Source organism: bacterium Scap17 (genome assembly GCA_013376735.1).
GTDB lineage: Bacteria > Pseudomonadota > Gammaproteobacteria > Pseudomonadales > Halomonadaceae > Cobetia.
The window spans coordinates 3954306-3971937 of record VINJ01000001.1 but is presented as its reverse complement, the minus strand read 5'-3'; the positions used below and the strand labels follow the sequence as shown (position 1 = coordinate 3971937).

Annotated in this window: 25 protein-coding genes and 1 other annotated feature; all 25 genes read left to right on the top strand. The window is 58.5% G+C overall.

The genetic code is table 11. The features are described from left to right. Positions 1-62 precede the first annotated feature (62 nt). The 25 genes from rpoC to rpmD all read left to right on the top strand — a co-directional run bounded on the left by rpoC (position 63) and on the right by rpmD (position 17631). A complete protein-coding gene (gene rpoC, locus FLM52_16940) occupies positions 63-4304 on the top strand; it encodes a DNA-directed RNA polymerase subunit beta' (GenBank protein ID NVN57417.1) in 4242 nt (1413 codons plus the stop codon). Between the two features lie 137 nt (positions 4305-4441). Beyond that, entirely contained in the window at positions 4442-4816 is a 375-nt protein-coding gene (rpsL, locus tag FLM52_16935; protein NVN57416.1) for a 30S ribosomal protein S12, read from the top strand. Positions 4817-4917: 101 nt separating this feature from the next. Beyond that, positions 4918-5388 (top strand): 30S ribosomal protein S7, encoded by a 471-nt coding sequence (gene rpsG / locus FLM52_16930; protein ID NVN57415.1) that lies wholly within the window; start codon positions 4918-4920, stop codon positions 5386-5388. 18 nt (positions 5389-5406) lie between these two features. Next, the gene (gene fusA / locus FLM52_16925) at positions 5407-7524 is read left to right on the top strand and encodes an elongation factor G (protein ID NVN57414.1); all 2118 of its coding nucleotides are present in this window, start codon (positions 5407-5409) and stop codon (positions 7522-7524) included. Between the two features lie 29 nt (positions 7525-7553). Beyond that, positions 7554-8747: an elongation factor Tu gene (gene tuf, locus FLM52_16920; GenBank protein NVN57413.1), complete on the top strand. Its 1194-nt coding sequence runs from the start codon at positions 7554-7556 to the stop codon at positions 8745-8747. A gap of 147 nt (positions 8748-8894) precedes the next feature. After that, entirely contained in the window at positions 8895-9206 is a 312-nt protein-coding gene (gene rpsJ / locus FLM52_16915) for a 30S ribosomal protein S10 (protein NVN57412.1), read from the top strand. Between the two features lie 73 nt (positions 9207-9279). Then, positions 9280-9348, top strand: a sequence feature (possible 23S ribosomal RNA but 16S or 23S rRNA prediction is too short). Positions 9349-9352: 4 nt separating this feature from the next. After that, positions 9353-9991, top strand: coding sequence for a 50S ribosomal protein L3 (gene rplC, locus FLM52_16910; protein NVN57411.1), 639 nt, complete (start codon positions 9353-9355; stop codon positions 9989-9991). A gap of 13 nt (positions 9992-10004) precedes the next feature. Then, positions 10005-10610 (top strand): 50S ribosomal protein L4, encoded by a 606-nt coding sequence (gene rplD / locus FLM52_16905; protein ID NVN57410.1) that lies wholly within the window; start codon positions 10005-10007, stop codon positions 10608-10610. Further along, positions 10607-10903 (top strand): 50S ribosomal protein L23, encoded by a 297-nt coding sequence (locus FLM52_16900; GenBank protein NVN57409.1) that lies wholly within the window; start codon positions 10607-10609, stop codon positions 10901-10903. The genes rplD and FLM52_16900 overlap by 4 nt, the downstream gene beginning before the upstream one ends. A gap of 16 nt (positions 10904-10919) precedes the next feature. After that, positions 10920-11747 (top strand): 50S ribosomal protein L2, encoded by an 828-nt coding sequence (rplB, locus tag FLM52_16895; protein NVN57408.1) that lies wholly within the window; start codon positions 10920-10922, stop codon positions 11745-11747. 22 nt (positions 11748-11769) lie between these two features. Continuing rightward, entirely contained in the window at positions 11770-12045 is a 276-nt protein-coding gene (rpsS, locus tag FLM52_16890; GenBank protein NVN57407.1) for a 30S ribosomal protein S19, read from the top strand. Positions 12046-12064: 19 nt separating this feature from the next. Next, positions 12065-12397: a 50S ribosomal protein L22 gene (locus tag FLM52_16885; protein ID NVN57406.1), complete on the top strand. Its 333-nt coding sequence runs from the start codon at positions 12065-12067 to the stop codon at positions 12395-12397. A 10-nt stretch (positions 12398-12407) separates the two neighbouring features. Beyond that, positions 12408-13100 (top strand): 30S ribosomal protein S3, encoded by a 693-nt coding sequence (gene rpsC / locus FLM52_16880; GenBank protein NVN57405.1) that lies wholly within the window; start codon positions 12408-12410, stop codon positions 13098-13100. Between the two features lie 11 nt (positions 13101-13111). Continuing rightward, positions 13112-13525: a 50S ribosomal protein L16 gene (gene rplP, locus FLM52_16875; GenBank protein NVN57404.1), complete on the top strand. Its 414-nt coding sequence runs from the start codon at positions 13112-13114 to the stop codon at positions 13523-13525. Next, positions 13525-13716, top strand: coding sequence for a 50S ribosomal protein L29 (gene rpmC, locus FLM52_16870; protein ID NVN57403.1), 192 nt, complete (start codon positions 13525-13527; stop codon positions 13714-13716). Before rplP ends, rpmC begins: the two co-directional genes overlap by 1 nt. A 1-nt stretch (position 13717) precedes the next feature. After that, a complete protein-coding gene (rpsQ, locus tag FLM52_16865; GenBank protein ID NVN57402.1) occupies positions 13718-13978 on the top strand; it encodes a 30S ribosomal protein S17 in 261 nt (86 codons plus the stop codon). A 50-nt stretch (positions 13979-14028) separates the two neighbouring features. Then, positions 14029-14400 carry a 50S ribosomal protein L14 gene (rplN, locus tag FLM52_16860; protein ID NVN57401.1) on the top strand — a complete coding sequence of 124 codons (372 nt, stop codon included), beginning with the start codon at positions 14029-14031 and terminating at the stop codon, positions 14398-14400. A gap of 15 nt (positions 14401-14415) precedes the next feature. Further along, a complete protein-coding gene (rplX, locus tag FLM52_16855; protein ID NVN57400.1) occupies positions 14416-14733 on the top strand; it encodes a 50S ribosomal protein L24 in 318 nt (105 codons plus the stop codon). A 17-nt stretch (positions 14734-14750) separates the two neighbouring features. Then, a complete protein-coding gene (rplE, locus tag FLM52_16850) occupies positions 14751-15290 on the top strand; it encodes a 50S ribosomal protein L5 (protein NVN57399.1) in 540 nt (179 codons plus the stop codon). Between the two features lie 9 nt (positions 15291-15299). Beyond that, positions 15300-15605, top strand: coding sequence for a 30S ribosomal protein S14 (gene rpsN, locus FLM52_16845; protein NVN57398.1), 306 nt, complete (start codon positions 15300-15302; stop codon positions 15603-15605). Between the two features lie 32 nt (positions 15606-15637). After that, positions 15638-16030: a 30S ribosomal protein S8 gene (rpsH, locus tag FLM52_16840; protein NVN57397.1), complete on the top strand. Its 393-nt coding sequence runs from the start codon at positions 15638-15640 to the stop codon at positions 16028-16030. A gap of 9 nt (positions 16031-16039) precedes the next feature. Then, a complete protein-coding gene (gene rplF, locus FLM52_16835; protein ID NVN57396.1) occupies positions 16040-16570 on the top strand; it encodes a 50S ribosomal protein L6 in 531 nt (176 codons plus the stop codon). Between the two features lie 9 nt (positions 16571-16579). Then, positions 16580-16930 (top strand): 50S ribosomal protein L18, encoded by a 351-nt coding sequence (locus FLM52_16830; GenBank protein NVN57395.1) that lies wholly within the window; start codon positions 16580-16582, stop codon positions 16928-16930. An 11-nt stretch (positions 16931-16941) separates the two neighbouring features. After that, complete coding sequence (locus tag FLM52_16825) at positions 16942-17442, top strand: 30S ribosomal protein S5 (protein NVN57394.1); 501 nt, start codon at positions 16942-16944, stop codon at positions 17440-17442. Between the two features lie 6 nt (positions 17443-17448). Beyond that, positions 17449-17631: a 50S ribosomal protein L30 gene (rpmD, locus tag FLM52_16820; protein ID NVN57393.1), complete on the top strand. Its 183-nt coding sequence runs from the start codon at positions 17449-17451 to the stop codon at positions 17629-17631. Position 17632 lies beyond the last annotated feature (1 nt).

Below are 17632 nucleotides of genomic sequence, written 5' to 3'. Positions count from 1 at the left end.
TCCGCAAAGCCTGGTGTCAGCAGCCAGGCTTTGCCCATGACAACTCCGCAACGGAGCGACCCATGAAAGATTTGGTGAAAGTTCTCAAATCGCAGGCGCAGTCCGAAGAATTCGACGCCATCAAGATTACCCTGGCGTCTCCGGACATGATTCGCTCGTGGTCTTTTGGTGAAGTGAAGAAGCCTGAAACCATCAACTACCGGACATTCAAGCCGGAACGTGATGGTCTTTTCTGTGCCAAGATCTTTGGCCCGGTGAAGGACTACGAGTGCCTGTGTGGCAAGTACAAGCGGATGAAGCATCGCGGCATCATCTGTGAGAAGTGTGGCGTTGAAGTGACCAAGGCGGCAGTGCGTCGTGAGCGTATGGCTCACATCGAACTGGCGAGCCCGGTCGCGCATATCTGGTTCCTGAAGTCTCTGCCGTCCCGTATCGGCATGCTGCTCGACATGACTCTGCGTGATATCGAGCGCGTGCTCTACTTCGAAAGCTTCGTGGTCATCGACCCGGGCATGACGACCCTCGAGAAGGGGCATCTGCTCAACGATGAGCAGTACTTCGAAGCGCTGGAAGAATTCGGTGATGATTTCGACGCCCGCATGGGTGCCGAGGCCATCAAGGCGCTGCTCGAGGACATCGAGCTGGAAGAAGAGGTCGAGCGCCTGCGCGAAGAGATTCCGCAGACCAACTCTGAGACCAAGATCAAGAAGCTGTCCAAGCGCCTCAAGCTGCTGGAAGCCTTCTACTATTCCGGCAACGAGCCGGGCTGGATGATCATGGAAGTGCTGCCAGTGCTGCCGCCGGACCTCCGTCCGCTGGTACCGCTGGACGGCGGCCGCTTCGCGACCTCGGATCTGAACGATCTGTATCGTCGTGTGATCAACCGCAACAATCGCCTCAAGCGTCTGCTCGACCTCAATGCGCCGGACATCATCGTGCGCAACGAGAAGCGCATGCTGCAGGAATCCGTGGATGCACTGCTCGATAACGGTCGTCGCGGTCGCGCCATCACCGGTTCCAACAAGCGTCCGCTGAAGTCGCTGGCCGACATGATCAAGGGCAAGCAGGGTCGTTTCCGTCAGAACCTGCTGGGCAAGCGTGTCGACTACTCAGGTCGTTCTGTCATCACCGTCGGCCCGACCCTGCGTCTGCACCAGTGTGGTCTGCCGAAGAAGATGGCGCTTGAGCTGTTCAAGCCGTTCATCTACGCCAAGCTGCAGGCCTCCGGTCACGCCAGCACCATCAAGGCCGCCAAGAAGATGGTCGAGCGCGAAGCCCCGGAAGTCTGGGATTTCCTCGCCGACGTCATTCGCGAGCACCCGGTGCTGCTGAACCGTGCCCCGACGCTGCACCGTCTGGGTATCCAGGCGTTCGAGCCGTTGCTGATCGAAGGCAAGGCCATCCAGCTGCACCCGCTGGTCTGCGCGGCGTACAACGCCGACTTCGATGGTGATCAGATGGCCGTTCACGTACCGCTGACGCTGGAAGCCCAGCTGGAAGCGCGTGCGTTGATGATGTCGACCAACAACGTGCTGTCGCCGGCCAACGGCGAGCCGATCATCGTACCGTCCCAGGACGTCGTGCTGGGTCTGTACTACATGACCCGCGAGAAGATCGGTGCCAAGGGTGAGGGCATGGCCTTCGCGAACCTGGGTGAAGTCGAGCGTGCCTTCGGCACTCACAGCGCTCACCTGCACGCGATGGTCAAGGTCCGTCTGACCGAGACACTCAAGGACGAAGAGTCCGGCGAGCTGTACGAGAAGACGTCCCTGCACGACACCACCATCGGTCGCGCATTGCTGTTCCGCATTCTGCCGAAGGGCATGCCGTTCGAGCTGATCAACCAGGTGATGAAGAAGAAAGCCATCTCCGGTCTGATCAACGAGGCGTACCGTCGCGTCGGTCTGAAGGACACCGTCATCTTCGCTGACCAGCTGATGTACACCGGCTTCCGTCTCGCGACCTGGTCCGGCGCCTCCATCGGTGTCAACGACTTCGTCATTCCGGACGCGAAGAAGGTCATCATCGACGCGGCCGAAGACGAAGTGAAAGAGATCGAAGACCAGTTCTCCTCCGGTCTCGTGACCGCAGGCGAGAAGTACAACAAGGTCATCGATATCTGGGCGCGTGCCAACGACCGTGTCGCCAAGGAGATGATGTCAGGTATCTCGAAAGAGACCGTCGTCAACTGGAAAGGCGAAGTGGTCAATGACGAAGACGGTAAGCCGATGGAGCAGGACTCCTTCAACAGCGTCTTCATCATGGCCGACTCCGGTGCGCGTGGTTCTGCTGCGCAGATTCGCCAGCTGGCCGGCATGCGTGGCCTGATGGCCAAGCCGGATGGCTCGATCATCGAGACGCCGATCACCGCCAACTTCCGTGAAGGTCTGAACGTACTCCAGTACTTCATCTCCACTCACGGTGCTCGTAAGGGTCTGGCGGATACGGCACTGAAGACCGCCAACTCCGGTTACCTGACCCGTCGTCTGGTCGATGTCGCCCAGGATCTGGTCATCACCGAAGCGGATTGCGGCACTCAGGAAGGTCTGATTCTGCACCCGGTCATCGAAGGCGGCGACATCATCGTCCCGCTGTCCCAGCGTGTGCTGGGTCGTGTCGTGGCGCAGGACGTGGTGGATCCGGTCTCTGATGAGGTCCTGATCCCGCGTGGCACGCTGCTCGACGAAGCCTGGTGTGCACAGCTCGATACCATGGGCGTCGATGAGATTGTCGTGCGTACCACCATCGCGTGTGAGACCGTGCACGGTGTCTGTTCGGCCTGTTACGGCCGTGACCTGGCGCGTGGCCATCAGGTCAACGTCGGTGAAGCCATCGGTGTCATCGCGGCACAGTCCATCGGTGAGCCGGGTACCCAGCTGACCATGCGTACCTTCCACATCGGTGGTGCCGCTTCGCGTGCCTCCGCCGTGGATAGCGTTCAGGTCAAGCATGGTGGCAGCGTACGTCTGCACAACATCAAGTCGGTCGAGCGTGCCGATGGCAAGCTGATCGTCGTCTCGCGTTCCAGCGCACTGGCAGTGGCGGATGACCACGGCCGTGAGCGCGAGTTCTACAAGCTGCCGTACGGTGCTGAGCTATCCGTGCGCGATGGTGACAAGGTTGAGTCCGGTCAGGCCGTCGCCAAGTGGGATCCGCACACTCACCCGATCGTCGCCGAAGTGGCGGGTCAGGTGCAGTTCACGGATATGGAAGATGGTCAGACCATCAACCGTACCACCGACGAGATGACAGGCCTGTCCTCCATCGAAGTCATCGAGAGCGCCTCGCGTCCGTCCGCGGCACGTGACAAGCGTCCGATGATCATGCTGGTGGATTCCAGTGGCAAGCACGTGACACTGCCGGGCTCCAACACGCCGGTCCAGTACCTGCTGCCGGGCAATGCCGTGGTATCCGCCGAGAATGGTGCGGCCGTCGGCGTGGGTGACGTCATCGCTCGTATCCCGATGGAGGCGTCCGGTAACAAGGACATCACCGGTGGTCTGCCGCGTGTTGCTGACCTGTTCGAGGCGCGTCGCCCGAAAGAGCCGGCCATTCTGGCCGAGATCTCCGGTACCGTGACCTTCGGCAAGGAAACCAAAGGCAAGCGTCGTCTGACCATCACACCGGTGGAAGGTGATCCGTTCGAGCTGTTGATCCCGAAGTGGCGCCAGATCAGCGTCTTCGAAGGTGAAACGGTCGAGAAGGGTGAAGTCATCTCCGATGGCCCGAGCAACCCGCACGATATCCTGCGTCTGCTCGGTGTTGCGGAAATGGCCAAGTACATCACCACCGAAGTCCAGGAGGTCTATCGCCTCCAGGGTGTCGGCATCAACGACAAGCACATCGAAGTCATCGTGCGTCAGATGCTGCGCAAGGTCGAAATCACCGATTCCGGCGATTCCACCTTCATCACAGGCGACCAGGTGGAATACGCCCGCGTCGTCGAAGAAAACATGCGTCTCGAGGCCGACGGCAAGTTCCCGGCCAAGTTCGATCGCATCCTGCTCGGTATCACCAAGGCGAGCCTGGCAACTGAATCGTTCATCTCCGCGGCGTCCTTCCAGGAAACCACGCGAGTTCTGACCGAGGCATCTGTCACCGGCAAGCGCGATTATCTCCGTGGTCTGAAGGAGAATGTCGTTGTCGGACGCCTGATTCCGGCGGGCACTGGCCTGGCCTATCATGACGAGCGTCGCCGCCGTCGCGATGGCCTGCCGCTCGCACCGGCCCCGTCGGCACAGGACGTCGAGCAGGAATTGGGCGCACAGCTCACTGCCCTCGACGCGGACGACGACGACCTCTGAGGTCTTGCGCCCCGCCGTCTCTGACGGCGGGGTTGACGCCCTTGTGGCTCAAGCCCTAGAATATGCAGCCTTTAACAGTAGGGCAGGTGCATCCTGCCCTGTTGTTGGAAGGCAGTACAACCCATTGGAGCAAGCAAATGGCAACCGTTAACCAGCTCGTGCGCAAGCCGCGCAAGCGTCAGGCGTCCAAGAGCGACGTCCCTGCGCTGCAGGCATGCCCGCAGAAGCGTGGCGTGTGTACCCGTGTATACACTACTACCCCGAAGAAGCCGAACTCCGCACTCCGTAAGGTTTGCCGTGTTCGCCTGACCAACGGCTTCGAAGTCACTTCATACATCGGCGGTGAAGGTCACAACCTTCAGGAGCACTCTGTTGTTCTGATCCGTGGCGGTCGTGTGAAGGATTTGCCGGGTGTCCGTTACCACACCGTTCGTGGTGCACTGGATACCTCTGGCGTGCAGAACCGTAAGCAGGGCCGTTCCAAGTACGGCGCCAAGCGTCCGAAGGCGTAATTCAAAGTTTAATATCGGTCTGATAAGAGTAAGGTCGGGCGTCGCGTCCAACGCGAGGCGTCCCGGGTTTACCTGAAGGACCCTTCTACTGAGGGCTTATCATGCCTAGAAGACGTGTAGCAGCTAAGCGCGAAATTCTGCCGGATCCGAAGTTCGGAAGCGAGCGCCTGGCCAAGTTCATGAACCACCTGATGATCAGCGGCAAGAAGTCTGCAGCTGAGCGCATCGTTTACGGTGCTCTCGATCGTGTTGCCGAACGCTCCAATGACGAGCCGCTGGACCTCTTCGACAAGGCGCTGGAAGCCATCCAGCCGATGGTCGAGGTGAAGTCCCGTCGTGTTGGTGGTGCAACCTACCAGGTGCCGGTTGAAGTTCGTCCTTCCCGTCGTCAGGCACTGGCCATGCGTTGGCTGGTGGACGCTGCGCGCAAGCGTGGCGAAAAGACCATGGTGCAGCGCCTCTCTGGCGAGATCCTGGATGCCGCTGAAGGCAAGGGTTCTGCTGTGAAGAAGCGTGAAGACGTGCACCGCATGGCAGAAGCCAACAAGGCCTTCTCCCACTACCGCTTCTAAACAACGGGGATACTCACCGTGGCACGCAAGACTCCACTTAAGCGTTACCGCAACATCGGTATCTGTGCCCACGTCGACGCCGGTAAGACTACCACTACCGAGCGCGTCCTGTTCTATACCGGCCTGTCTCACAAGGTCGGCGAAGTCCACGATGGTGCTGCCACCATGGACTGGATGGAGCAGGAACAGGAACGTGGCATCACGATCACCTCTGCGGCGACCACCTGCTTCTGGCAGGGCATGAACAAGCAGTTCGACGAGCACCGTATCAACATCATCGATACTCCGGGGCACGTTGACTTCACTGTTGAAGTCGAGCGTTCACTGCGTGTTCTCGATGGCGCGGTCGTGGTGCTGTGTGGTTCTTCCGGTGTCCAGCCGCAGACAGAGACTGTCTGGCGTCAGGCCAACCGTTACGAAGTTCCGCGCATGATCTTCGTCAACAAGATGGACCGCGCTGGCGCGGACTTCTTCATGGTCGTCGATCAGGTGCGCAAGCGCCTGGGCGCGAACGCCGTCCCGATCCAGATCAACTGGGGTGCGGAAGACGAGTTCAAGGGCGTCATCGATCTGATCAAGATGAAGGCCATTGTCTGGGACGAAGACAATCACGGCATGAACTACGAGCTGATCGACATTCCGGCCGAGCTGCAAGAGACAGCTGCCGAGTGGCGTGAACACATGCTCGAGTCTGCTGCTGAATCGTCCGAAGAACTGATGGACAAGTACCTTGAAGAGGGCGAGCTGTCCGAGGAAGAAGTCAAGGCTGCGCTGCGTCAGCGTACCCTGGCCAACGAAATCTGCCTCGTGACCTGTGGTTCTGCCTTCAAGAACAAGGGTGTCCAGGCGGTTCTGGATGCGGTCATCGAATACATGCCGTCTCCGCTTGAGGTCAAGGCCATCGAGGGTGAGCTTGACGACAAGGCCGGTACCATCGAGACCCGCGAAGCTGACGACAAGGCTCCGTTCGCGGCGCTGGCGTTCAAGATCGCGACCGATCCGTTCGTTGGTACCCTGACCTTCATTCGCGTCTACTCAGGCGTGCTGAAGTCGGGTGATGGCGTCTTCAACTCCGTCAAGAGCAAGAAGGAGCGTGTCGGTCGTATCGTCCAGATGCACTCCAACTCTCGTGAGGAGATCAAGGAAGTCTATGCTGGCGATATCGCCGCATGTATCGGTCTGAAAGACGTGACCACCGGTGACACCCTGTGTGACCCGGATCACAAGATCGTGCTTGAGCGCATGGAATTCCCTGAGCCGGTCATCTCCGTTGCCGTCGAGCCGAAGTCCAAGGCCGACCAGGAAAAGATGGGTGTTGCACTGGGCAAGCTGGCCCAGGAAGATCCGTCCTTCCGCGTCGAGACCGACGAAGAGTCCGGTCAGACCATCATCTCCGGTATGGGTGAGCTTCACCTGGACATCCTCGTCGACCGCATGCGTCGCGAGTTTAATGTCGAGGCGAACATCGGCAAGCCGCAGGTGGCTTACCGTGAGACCATCCGTACCAAGGTCGAGCAGGAAGGCAAGTTCGTTCGTCAGTCCGGCGGTCGTGGTCAGTTCGGTCACGTCTGGCTTCGCATTGAGCCTCTCACTGCAGAGGACAAGGGCGACGACGAAGAAATGACCTTCAAGTTCGAGTCCGAGATCGTCGGTGGTGCGGTTCCGAAGGAATACGTGCCGGCCGTCGAGAAGGGCGCCGCTGAGCAGCTCAAGAATGGTGTCATCGCCGGTTATCCGATGATCGACGTCAAGGTCACGCTGTTCGATGGTTCCTACCACGACGTCGACTCCAACGAGACTGCGTTCAAGGTCGCCTCTTCCATGGCGATCAAGGCCGGTGCCCCGAAAGCGGGTGCGGTGCTGCTTGAGCCGCTCATGAAAGTCGAAGTCGTCACGCCTGAAGATTTCATGGGTGACGTCATGGGCGACCTGAACCGTCGTCGTGGCCTCGTTCAGGGCATGGATGATTCTTCCACTGGCAAGATCATCAATGCACTGGTGCCGCTGGGTGAGATGTTCGGTTATGCGACCGACCTGCGCTCACAGACCCAGGGCCGCGCAAGCTACTCCATGGAGTTTGCGAAATACGACGAAGCACCGAACAGCATCGTCGAAGCCGTCATCAATCAGAAGTAACCGATTAGCTAACGAAAGAGGTTATAGCAGTGGCTAAGGAAAAATTTGAGCGTTCGAAGCCGCACGTCAACGTCGGCACCATTGGTCACGTCGATCACGGCAAGACCACTCTGACTGCGGCTCTGACTCGCGTCTCTGCAGAAGTCTTCGGTGGTGACGCGCGTGCGTTTGACTCCATCGACAATGCCCCGGAAGAGCGTGAGCGTGGTATCACCATCTCCACTGCTCACGTGGAATACCAGTCCGAAGTGCGTCACTACGCGCACGTCGACTGCCCGGGTCACGCCGACTACGTCAAGAACATGATCACCGGTGCTGCCCAGATGGACGGCGCTATCCTGGTCTGTTCCGCTGCTGACGGCCCCATGCCGCAGACTCGCGAGCACATCCTGCTGTCCCGTCAGGTCGGCGTTCCGTTCATCGTTGTCTTCCTGAACAAGGCTGACATGGTCGATGACGAAGAACTGCTCGAGCTGGTCGAGATGGAAGTTCGTGAACTCCTGAGCGAGTACGACTTCCCGGGCGACGATACTCCGATCGTCATCGGTTCCGCCCTGATGGCTCTGGAAGGCAAGGACGACAACGGCATGGGTACTACCGCCGTTGCCAACCTGATCAAGGCCCTGGATGCGTACATCCCGGAGCCGGAGCGTGCTATCGACCAGCCGTTCCTGATGCCGATCGAGGACGTCTTCTCCATCTCTGGCCGCGGTACTGTCGTCACTGGCCGTGTCGAACGTGGTCTGGTCAAGACTGGCGAAGAGGTCGAGATCGTCGGCGTGCGTGACACTACCAAGACTACCGTTACCGGTGTCGAGATGTTCCGCAAGCTGCTGGACGAAGGTCGTGCTGGTGAGAACGTCGGCGCCCTGCTGCGCGGCACCAAGCGTGATGACGTCGAGCGTGGCCAGGTTCTGGCCAAGCCGGGCTCCATCAAGCCGCACACCAAGTTCGAATCCGAAGTCTACGTCCTGTCCAAGGAAGAAGGCGGTCGTCATACTCCGTTCTTCAAAGGCTATCGTCCGCAGTTCTACTTCCGTACCACTGACATTACTGGTACCTGTGAGCTGCCGGAAGGCGTCGAGATGGTCATGCCGGGCGACAACGTCCAGATGGTCGTGTCTCTGATCGCTCCGATCGCCATGGAAGAAGGTCTGCGTTTCGCTATCCGTGAAGGCGGTCGTACCGTCGGCGCTGGCGTCGTGGCCAAAATCGTCGAGTAAGGTACTCCTTACCTGACACAGAAGGGGGCCCTGATGGGCCCCCTTTTCTCGCATGTTTGACACCTGATGTCAGTCTGCCTATAATGCGCATCCTTTGAATGCGTGGGTGACGGCCTACGCCGTCGACATCCATTGGAGTTTTGGGCAATGCAAAACCAGAAGATTCGCATCCGGTTGAAAGCATTCGACCACCGTCTGATCGACCAGTCCTCTGCAGAGATCGTTGAAACTGCAAAGCGCACCGGTGCTCAGGTTCGTGGCCCGATCCCGCTGCCGACCCGTCGCGAGCGTTACACCATCCTGGTCTCTCCGCACGTCAACAAGGACGCGCGTGACCAGTATGAGATTCGTACCCACAAGCGCGTTCTCGATATCGTCGAGCCGACAGAGAAGACTGTCGACGCGCTGATGAAGCTTGACCTGGCTGCCGGTGTGGACGTCCAGATCAAGGTTGACTGATACCTCACTAGTCACTGCGGCCCAGCGCTCTCACTGATAGAGCAGCAGCCGCCACGCCGGGATGGCGTCATACAATGTGCTAGTGGAATGCTCTGGAAAGGGCAGCCATAGCGGGTGACAGCCCCGTACACTAAAGGAGACTGAACATGTCTATCGGTTTAGTCGGTAAGAAGGCCGGGATGACCCGTGTCTTCACCGAAGCTGGCGCTTCTGTGCCGGTTACCGTGATTGAAGTTGAGCCGAACCGCATCGTGACTATCAAGTCTCTCGAGACTGATGGCTACAATGCTGTTCAGGTGACAACTGGCTCTCGTAAAGCCAAGCACCTCACCAAGGCAACTGCTGGTCAGTATGCCAAGGCGGGTGTTGAGGCTGGCCGTACCCTGATGGAATTCCGCCTGAACGAAGGCGACGAAGCTCCTGCAGTGGGCGGCGAACTCACCGTATCCCTCTTTGAAGCTGGTCAAAAGATTGACGTGACCGGCACCTCCAAGGGTAAAGGCTTCCAGGGCGCAGTTAAGCGCTGGAACTTCCGCACCCAAGACGCTACCCACGGTAACTCACTGTCGCACCGCGCGCCGGGTTCCATCGGTAACTGTCAGACCCCGGGCCGCGTCTTCAAAGGTAAGAAGATGGCTGGCCAGATGGGCAACGTCCGTTCCACCGTCCAGAGCCTGGAAGTGGTCCGCGTCGACGCTGAACGCAATCTTCTGCTGGTCAAGGGTGCCGTTCCAGGTGCTCCGGGCGGCGAAGTGATCGTGCGTTCCGCTGTGAAAGCTCGCTGAGGGGAATTAACCGATGAATCTTAATCTTGCAGGTGCAGGTGGCGCAGTAGACGTCTCCGATGCCACCTTTGGCAAAGACTTCAACGAGGCTCTGGTTCACCAGGTCGTCACCGCCTATCTGGCTGGTGCACGTCAAGGTACCGTGGCTCAGAAGACCCGTTCTGACGTGTCCGGCGGTGGCAAGAAGCCGTGGCGTCAGAAAGGTACTGGTCGTGCACGTGCCGGTACCATCCGTTCCCCGCTGTGGCGTTCTGGCGGTGTGACCTTTGCAGCGCGTCCTCAGGACCACTCGCACAAGGTCAACCGCAAGATGTATCGCGCTGCCATGCGTTCCATCCTGTCCGAGCTGGTCCGTCAGGATCGCCTGGTCGCGGTCGACGCTATCAGCGTCGAAGCTCCGAAGACCAAGCTGCTGATCGCCAAGCTCCAGGAGCTGGGCCTTGAGAAAGCGCTGATCGTCACTGAAGAGCAGGACGTCAACCTGTACCTGGCCGCGCGCAACATCCCGCATGTTGACGTCGTCAATGTCGCTGGCGCTGACCCGGTCAGCCTCGTCGGTTACGACAAGGTGCTGATGACTGTCGCTGCCCTGCGCAAGTTCGAGGAGAACCTGGGATGAATCAGGAACGCGTATTCAAGGTCCTGCTTGGTCCTCACATGACCGAGAAGGCCGCGGTCGCTGCCGAGAACAACCAGTACGTGTTCAAGGTTGCCAGCGACGCGACAAAGCCCGAAATCAAGAAAGCCGTCGAAGCGCTGTTTGGTAAGAAAGTCGATCGTGTTCAGGTTCTGAACATGAAAGGCAAGACCAAGCGCACCGCTCGCGGTGTTGGTCGTCGCGCTGGTTATCGCAAGGCCTATGTAACGCTGGCCGCCGGCGAGACCATCGAAGACTTCTCTGGCGCCGAGTAAGGCAGGAGTACGGAACATGGCAATTGTTAAGACAAAACCTACCTCCGCCGGTCGCCGCCACCTGGTAAAGGTCGTCAATGACGAGCTTTTCAAAGGTCGCGCGTACGCTCCGCTGCTTGAAAAGCAGTCAAAGTCCGGTGGTCGTAACAATAATGGTCGCATCACTACTCGCCACATCGGCGGTGGTCATCGTCACCATTACCGTCTGGTCGATTTCAAGCGCAACAAGGATGGCATTCCGGCCATCGTCGAGCGTCTGGAATACGATCCGAACCGCAGCGCGAACATCGCGCTGGTGAAGTACCTTGACGGCGAACGTCGCTACATCATTGCGCCGAAAGGCGTCTCTGCTGGCGACCGTCTCGAGTCTGGTGTTAACGCACCGATCAAGAAAGGCAATGCTCTGCCGCTGCGCAATGTCCCGGTGGGCTCCACCGTTCACTGTGTAGAGCTGAAGCCGGGCAAGGGCGCCCAGATCGCTCGTAGTGCAGGTACCAGTGCCCAGGTCGTGGCACGTGACGGTAACTACACCACGCTGCGTCTGCGCTCTGGCGAGATGCGTAAGGTGCTGTCCGAATGCCGTGCAACTCTCGGCGAAGTGGGCAACTCCGAGCACAGCCTCCGTCAACTGGGCAAGGCCGGTGCTAAGCGTTGGAGAGGCGTGCGCCCGACTGTTCGCGGTGTCGCGATGAACCCGGTCGATCACCCGCATGGTGGTGGTGAAGGTCGTACCTCTGGTGGCCGTCACCCGGTCAGCCCGTGGGGCATCCCGACCAAGGGTCACAAGACTCGCAAGAACAAGCGCACCGATAAGCTTATCGTCCGTCGCCGCAAGGCCAAGTAACAGATATTGAGGGGTAACGGCTGTGCCACGTTCACTGAAGAAAGGTCCTTTTATTGACCTTCATCTGCTGAAGAAGGTTGAGACAGCAGTGGAAAAGAACGACCGCAAACCGATCAAGACCTGGTCGCGTCGTTCCATGATCCTGCCGAACATGGTCGGGCTCACCATTGCCGTCCATAACGGTCGCCAGCATGTCCCGGTTCTCGTTTCTGAGGAAATGGTCGGTCACAAGCTCGGCGAGTTTGCTGCCACCCGCACATACCGCGGGCACGCTGCAGATAAAAAAGCCAAACGGTAAGCCAGAGAGGATTTAAGAGATGGAAGTAGCTGCTAAGCTGCGCGGCGCTCGTTTATCCGCCCAGAAGGCCCGTTTGGTGGCTGACCAGGTGCGCGGTAAGCCGGTCGCCGAGGCGCTGAATCTGCTCGCTTTCTCACCGAAGAAGGCCGCGAAGATTGTTCGCAAGGTTCTGCAGTCCGCGATCGCGAATGCGGAAGAAAACAACGGCATGGACATTGACGAGCTTCGCGTCTCGACTATCTGTGTCGACGAGGGCATGACGCTCAAGCGCATCCAGCCACGTGCCAAGGGCCGTGCGGATCGTATCTTGAAGCGCACTTGTCATATCACCGTCAAGGTAGCCGAGAAGTAGGAGACGACCAATGGGTCAGAAAGTTAATCCGACAGGTTTCCGACTGGGTATTGTCAAGGATCATACCTCTGTCTGGTACGCCGAAGGCGCTACCTATGCCGACAAACTGAACAACGATCTGCAGGTGCGTGGATTCCTGGAAGAGCGTCTGAAAAGCGCTTCCGTGAGCCGCATCAGCATCGAGCGTCCGGCAAACAACGCCCGTATTACCATTCACACCGCCCGTCCGGGTATCGTGATCGGTAAGAAAGGTGAAGATGTCGATCGTCTTCGTCGTGAAGTTTCCGAGATGATGGGCGTTCCCGTCCACATCAACATCGAGGAGATTCGCAAGCCGGAACTCGATGCCAAGCTGGTTGCTGCCAATGTGGCAGGTCAGCTCGAGCGTCGTGTCATGTTCCGTCGTGCGATGAAGCGTGCTGTGCAGAACGCAATGCGTCTGGGCGCCAAGGGCATCAAGATTCAGCTCTCTGGTCGTCTTGGCGGTGCCGAAATCGCCCGTACCGAATGGTACCGCGAAGGCCGTGTTCCGCTTCACACCCTGCGTGCTGACATTGATTACTCCACCTTCGAAGCTCACACCACCTACGGCATCATTGGTGTCAAGGTCTGGATCTTCAAAGGCGAGATCCTCGGTGGCATCGAAGAGGTGCGAGCCAAGGCGAAGCAGCCCGCGTCCGCACCCAAGAAGAAAGGCAAGTAAGGGGGTAATCGATGTTACAGCCCAAGCGTATGAAATTCCGCAAGATGCAGAAAGGTCGCAACCGTGGCCTGGCGCATCGCGGAAGCAAGGTAAGCTTTGGTGAGTTTGGCCTGAAAGCCACCGGCCGTGGTCGTATCACCGCTCGTCAGATCGAAGCTGGCCGTCGTGCCATCACTCGCCACGTCAAGCGTGGCGGCAAGATCTGGATCCGTGTCTTCCCAGACAAGCCGATCTCCAACAAGCCGTTGGAAGTTCGTATGGGTAAAGGTAAGGGTTCTGTCGAGTACTGGGTCGCTCAGATTCAGCCCGGCAAGGTCCTCTACGAGATCGAAGGTGTATCCGAAGAGTTGGCCCGTGAAGCATTTAGCCTGGCCGCTATGAAGATGCCGATCTCCACCACCTTTGTTAAGCGGACGGTGATGTGATGAAAGCCCAAGAACTCCGTGAAAAGTCAGTCGAGGCGCTCCAGGAGCAGTTGTTCGAACTGCTGCGTGAGCAATTCAATCTGCGCATGCAGAAGGCAACAGGCCAGCTGAGCCAGGTTCACCTGCTCAAGCAGACTCGTCGCCAAATTGCTCAGGTTAAGACTGTGCTCAACCAGAAGTCAGGTGAGTAAAATGGCCGAAGAAACTAAAGCACGCACACTCACCGGCAAGGTGGTGAGTGACAAGATGGAAAAATCCATCGTTGTCATGGTCGAGCGCCGTGAGCGTCACCCGATCTATGGCAAGTACCTGAGACGCTCCACCAAGCTGCACGCCCATGATGAGGCGAATCAGGCTCGGATCGGTGACACCGTCTCTATCGCCGAGACTCGTCCGCTGTCCAAGAAGAAAGCCTGGACCCTGGTCGAGGTGGTTGAACAGGCCAAGGGTTGATCCCTAGGCCAGTTCCCACCAGGCAGTCAGATTAGGTTTGGAGAAAACCGATGATTCAGACTCAGACAATGCTGGATGTCGCCGACAACAGTGGCGCGCGCCGGGTGCAATGCATCAAGGTGCTGGGTGGTTCACACCGCCGTTACGCTCGTGTTGGAGACATCATCAAGGTCACCGTCAAAGAAGCTATCCCGCGTGGCAAGGTCAAGAAAGGCCAGGTCATGAAGGCAGTGGTCGTTCGTACCAAAGCCGGTGTCCGTCGTAACGACGGCTCCGTGATCCGCTTCGACGGTAATGCGGCCGTTCTGTTGAACAACACCAACGAACAGCCGATCGGTACCCGTATCTTCGGCCCGGTTACCCGTGAACTTCGCAGTGAGAAGTTCATGAAGATCATTTCCCTGGCGCCCGAAGTGCTGTAAGGAGCGGAAGCGGATATGCAAAAGATCAAACGTGACGATGAAGTCATCGTCATCGCCGGGAAGGACAAGGGCAAGCGCGGTACCATCAGCAAGGTGCTGAAAGGTGAGCGTCTGCTCGTGTCCGGTGTGAACATGATCAAGCGTCACACCAAGCCCAACCCGATGCTGGGCACCCAGGGGGGTATCGTCGAGCGCGAGGCTCCGATTCACGCGTCCAACGTGGCCATCTTCAACCAGGAGACCGGCAAGGCGGATCGTGTCGGAATCCAGGTACAGGAAGACGGTACTAAGGTACGCATCTTTAAGTCGACTCAGAAGCTGATCGACGCCTAACGCGAGTCGGGTACAACATGGCGAACTTGAAAGAACGTTATCAGAACGAAGTGGCCGCCCAGCTCAAAGAGCAGTTCGGCTACGCCAATGTGATGCAGATTCCCCGCATCACCAAGGTGACCCTGAACATGGGTATCGGTGAAGCCACCGCTGACAAGAAGCTGATCGACAACGCGTTTGCCGATCTCCAGATGCTTTCTGGTCAGAAGCCCGTCGTCACCAAGGCACGCAAGTCCATCGCTGGCTTCAAGGTCCGTGAAGGATGGCCGATCGGTGTCAAGGTGACCCTGCGCAGTGATCGCATGTGGGACTTCCTGGACCGTCTCGTGAACGTGGCTATCCCGCGCGTCCGTGACTTCCGCGGTCTGAACCCGAAGTCCTTCGATGGCCGTGGAAACTACTCCATGGGTGTGCGTGAGCAGATCATCTTCCCGGAGATCGAGTATGATAAGATCGACCGGATTCGTGGCCTGGACATCACCATCACCACTAGCGCCAACACCGATGATGAAGGTCGTGCGTTGCTGGGCGCGCTGAACTTCCCGTTCAAGAAATAAGGGTGGATCATGGCAAAGAAAAGCATGGTTGAGCGCGAGCTCAAGCGCACCAAGCTGGTCGCTAAGTACGCCGCCAAGCGCGACGCACTGAAGGCCATCATCAATGACGTCAACGCTTCTGAAGAAGAGCGCTTCGACGCACAGCTGAAGCTGCAGCAGCTGCCGCGTGATGCCAGCCCGGTCCGTCAGCGTAACCGCTGCCGTATCACTGGCCGTCCGCACGGCTACTACAACAAGTTCGGCCTGAGCCGCAACAAGCTGCGTGAAGCCGCTATGCGTGGTGACGTGCCTGGTCTGACCAAGTCCAGCTGGTAACACCACTGCAAGAATTCAGGAGCGCAACGTAAATGAGCATGCAAGACACTCTGGCGGATATGTTCACTCGTATCCGCAATGCGCAGATGGCCACCAAGGAGACGGTTTCCATGCCGTCTTCCAAGCTCAAGGTTGAAGTGGCCCGCGTATTGAAGGAAGAGGGTTATATCACCGAGTTTGCCGTCGCCGAAGGCGCCAAGCCGGAACTGACCCTGACCCTCAAGTACTTCGAAGGCAAGTCGGTTATCGAGAGCATCAAGCGTATTTCCAAGCCGTCCCTGCGCCAGTACAAAGGCAAGGGCGAGCTTCCGAAAGTCGCAGATGGCCTGGGTATTGCGATCGTTTCCACCTCCCGGGGCGTGATGACCGATCGTGCGGCCCGTCAAGCTGGTGTCGGCGGCGAAGTCCTCTGCACCGTATTCTAGGAGTTTGGAATGTCCCGCGTAGCCAAGTATCCGGTTAAATTGCCGAACGGCGTCGAGGCGAAGCTCGACGGCGACAAGCTGACCGTGAAGGGCAGCAAAGGCCAGCTGGAATTGACCGTCCACCAGGACGTGGTCATCTCTATGGAAGAAGGTCAGATGACCTTCGCTCCGTCCGAGACCGCCAAGAACTGGGCAATGGTTGGTACCACTCGTGCTCTGGTCAACAACATGGTGTCTGGTGTTTCCGAAGGCTTCACCAAGTCTCTGGAAATCAATGGTGTGGGTTATCGTGCCCAGGCCAAAGGCCAGACAATCAACCTGACACTGGGCTTCTCACACCCGGTCGACTATGAACTGCCGGCAAGTGTTACGGCTGAAACGCCGAAGAACACTCAGATCGTCCTCAAGTCTGCTGACAAGCAGGCTTTGGGTCAGGTCGCCGCAGAGATTCGCGCATTCCGTCCGCCGGAGCCCTACAAGGGCAAAGGTATTCGGTACAGCGACGAAGTCGTCCGTCGTAAAGAAGCCAAGAAGAAGTAAGGCAGGGTTATGAACGCGAAGAAAGAATCTCGTCTCCGTCGTGCCCGCCGCGCTCGTGCGAAAATCCGCGAGCTGGGCGTGTTTCGCCTGTGCGTGAACCGCACCCCGCGTCACATCTACGCGCAGATCATCTCGCCGGATGGCGGCCAGGTCCTGGCCACCGCATCCACGCTCGACAAGAGCCTGCGCGAAGGTTCTACCGGTAACTCGGACTCCGCCGCCAAGGTGGGTGCTCTGATTGCCGAGCGCGCGAAGGAAGCGGGTATCAAGCAAGTGGCTTTCGATCGCTCCGGGTACAAGTACCACGGTCGCGTGAAGGCCCTGGCCGATGCCGCACGTGAAGGCGGCCTGGAATTCTAAAGGGTTTTACGATGGCGAATATCGAACAGAAGGGCGGTGACCTGCAAGAGAAGCTCGTGCAGATCAACCGCGTCGCCAAGGTAGTCAAGGGCGGCCGTATCTTCGGTTTCACCGCTCTGACTGTCGTTGGTGACGGCAATGGTCGTGTTGGCTTCGGCCGTGGCAAGGCGCGTGAAGTGCCGGTCGCGATCCAGAAGGCAATGGACCAGGCTCGTCGCAACATGATCAAGGTTGACCTCAAGGGCCACACCCTGCAGTACCCGGTGAAGGCTCGTCACGGCGCATCCAAGATCTACATGCAGCCAGCGTCCGAAGGTACCGGCATCATTGCCGGCGGTGCGATGCGTTCCGTGCTCGAACTGGCAGGCGTCCATGACGTCCTGGCCAAGTGCTACGGTTCCACCAATCCGGTCAACGTGGTGCGCGCGACCATCAACGGTCTCGCTGCCATGAAATCTCCGGAAGACATCGCCGCCAAGCGTGGCCTGTCTGTCGACAAGATTGCGGGGTAAGGCACCATGGCAGCTAAGATCACGGTAACCCAGATCCGCAGCACCATCGGCGTCCTCGAAAAGCACAAGGCCACCATGAAAGGTCTTGGCCTGCGCCGCATCGGTCACACTGTCGAGCTGGAAGACACCCCCGCGGTACGCGGCATGATCAACAAGGTTCACTACCTTGTCCGTGTTGAGGGAGAGTAAT

What these genes read in the sequence shown, in the direction of transcription:
- rpsQ (NVN57402.1), top strand. Translation starts at nt 13,718, where the DNA reads ATGGCCGAAGAAACTAAAGCACGCACACTCACCGGCAAGGTGGTGAGT.
- rplC (NVN57411.1), top strand. Translation starts at nt 9,353, where the DNA reads ATGTCTATCGGTTTAGTCGGTAAGAAGGCCGGGATGACCCGTGTCTTC.
- rpmC (NVN57403.1), top strand. Translation starts at nt 13,525, where the DNA reads ATGAAAGCCCAAGAACTCCGTGAAAAGTCAGTCGAGGCGCTCCAGGAG.
- rplD (NVN57410.1), top strand. Translation starts at nt 10,005, where the DNA reads ATGAATCTTAATCTTGCAGGTGCAGGTGGCGCAGTAGACGTCTCCGAT.
- rplE (NVN57399.1), top strand. Translation starts at nt 14,751, where the DNA reads ATGGCGAACTTGAAAGAACGTTATCAGAACGAAGTGGCCGCCCAGCTC.
- rpmD (NVN57393.1), top strand. Translation starts at nt 17,449, where the DNA reads ATGGCAGCTAAGATCACGGTAACCCAGATCCGCAGCACCATCGGCGTC.
- rpsC (NVN57405.1), top strand. Translation starts at nt 12,408, where the DNA reads ATGGGTCAGAAAGTTAATCCGACAGGTTTCCGACTGGGTATTGTCAAG.
- rpsL (NVN57416.1), top strand. Translation starts at nt 4,442, where the DNA reads ATGGCAACCGTTAACCAGCTCGTGCGCAAGCCGCGCAAGCGTCAGGCG.
- FLM52_16830 (NVN57395.1), top strand. Translation starts at nt 16,580, where the DNA reads ATGAACGCGAAGAAAGAATCTCGTCTCCGTCGTGCCCGCCGCGCTCGT.
- rplB (NVN57408.1), top strand. Translation starts at nt 10,920, where the DNA reads ATGGCAATTGTTAAGACAAAACCTACCTCCGCCGGTCGCCGCCACCTG.
- rpsH (NVN57397.1), top strand. Translation starts at nt 15,638, where the DNA reads ATGAGCATGCAAGACACTCTGGCGGATATGTTCACTCGTATCCGCAAT.
- rpoC (NVN57417.1), top strand. Translation starts at nt 63, where the DNA reads ATGAAAGATTTGGTGAAAGTTCTCAAATCGCAGGCGCAGTCCGAAGAA.
- FLM52_16885 (NVN57406.1), top strand. Translation starts at nt 12,065, where the DNA reads ATGGAAGTAGCTGCTAAGCTGCGCGGCGCTCGTTTATCCGCCCAGAAG.
- FLM52_16825 (NVN57394.1), top strand. Translation starts at nt 16,942, where the DNA reads ATGGCGAATATCGAACAGAAGGGCGGTGACCTGCAAGAGAAGCTCGTG.
- rpsN (NVN57398.1), top strand. Translation starts at nt 15,300, where the DNA reads ATGGCAAAGAAAAGCATGGTTGAGCGCGAGCTCAAGCGCACCAAGCTG.
- FLM52_16900 (NVN57409.1), top strand. Translation starts at nt 10,607, where the DNA reads ATGAATCAGGAACGCGTATTCAAGGTCCTGCTTGGTCCTCACATGACC.
- rplF (NVN57396.1), top strand. Translation starts at nt 16,040, where the DNA reads ATGTCCCGCGTAGCCAAGTATCCGGTTAAATTGCCGAACGGCGTCGAG.
- rpsJ (NVN57412.1), top strand. Translation starts at nt 8,895, where the DNA reads ATGCAAAACCAGAAGATTCGCATCCGGTTGAAAGCATTCGACCACCGT.
- rplX (NVN57400.1), top strand. Translation starts at nt 14,416, where the DNA reads ATGCAAAAGATCAAACGTGACGATGAAGTCATCGTCATCGCCGGGAAG.
- rplP (NVN57404.1), top strand. Translation starts at nt 13,112, where the DNA reads ATGTTACAGCCCAAGCGTATGAAATTCCGCAAGATGCAGAAAGGTCGC.
- rplN (NVN57401.1), top strand. Translation starts at nt 14,029, where the DNA reads ATGATTCAGACTCAGACAATGCTGGATGTCGCCGACAACAGTGGCGCG.
- rpsG (NVN57415.1), top strand. Translation starts at nt 4,918, where the DNA reads ATGCCTAGAAGACGTGTAGCAGCTAAGCGCGAAATTCTGCCGGATCCG.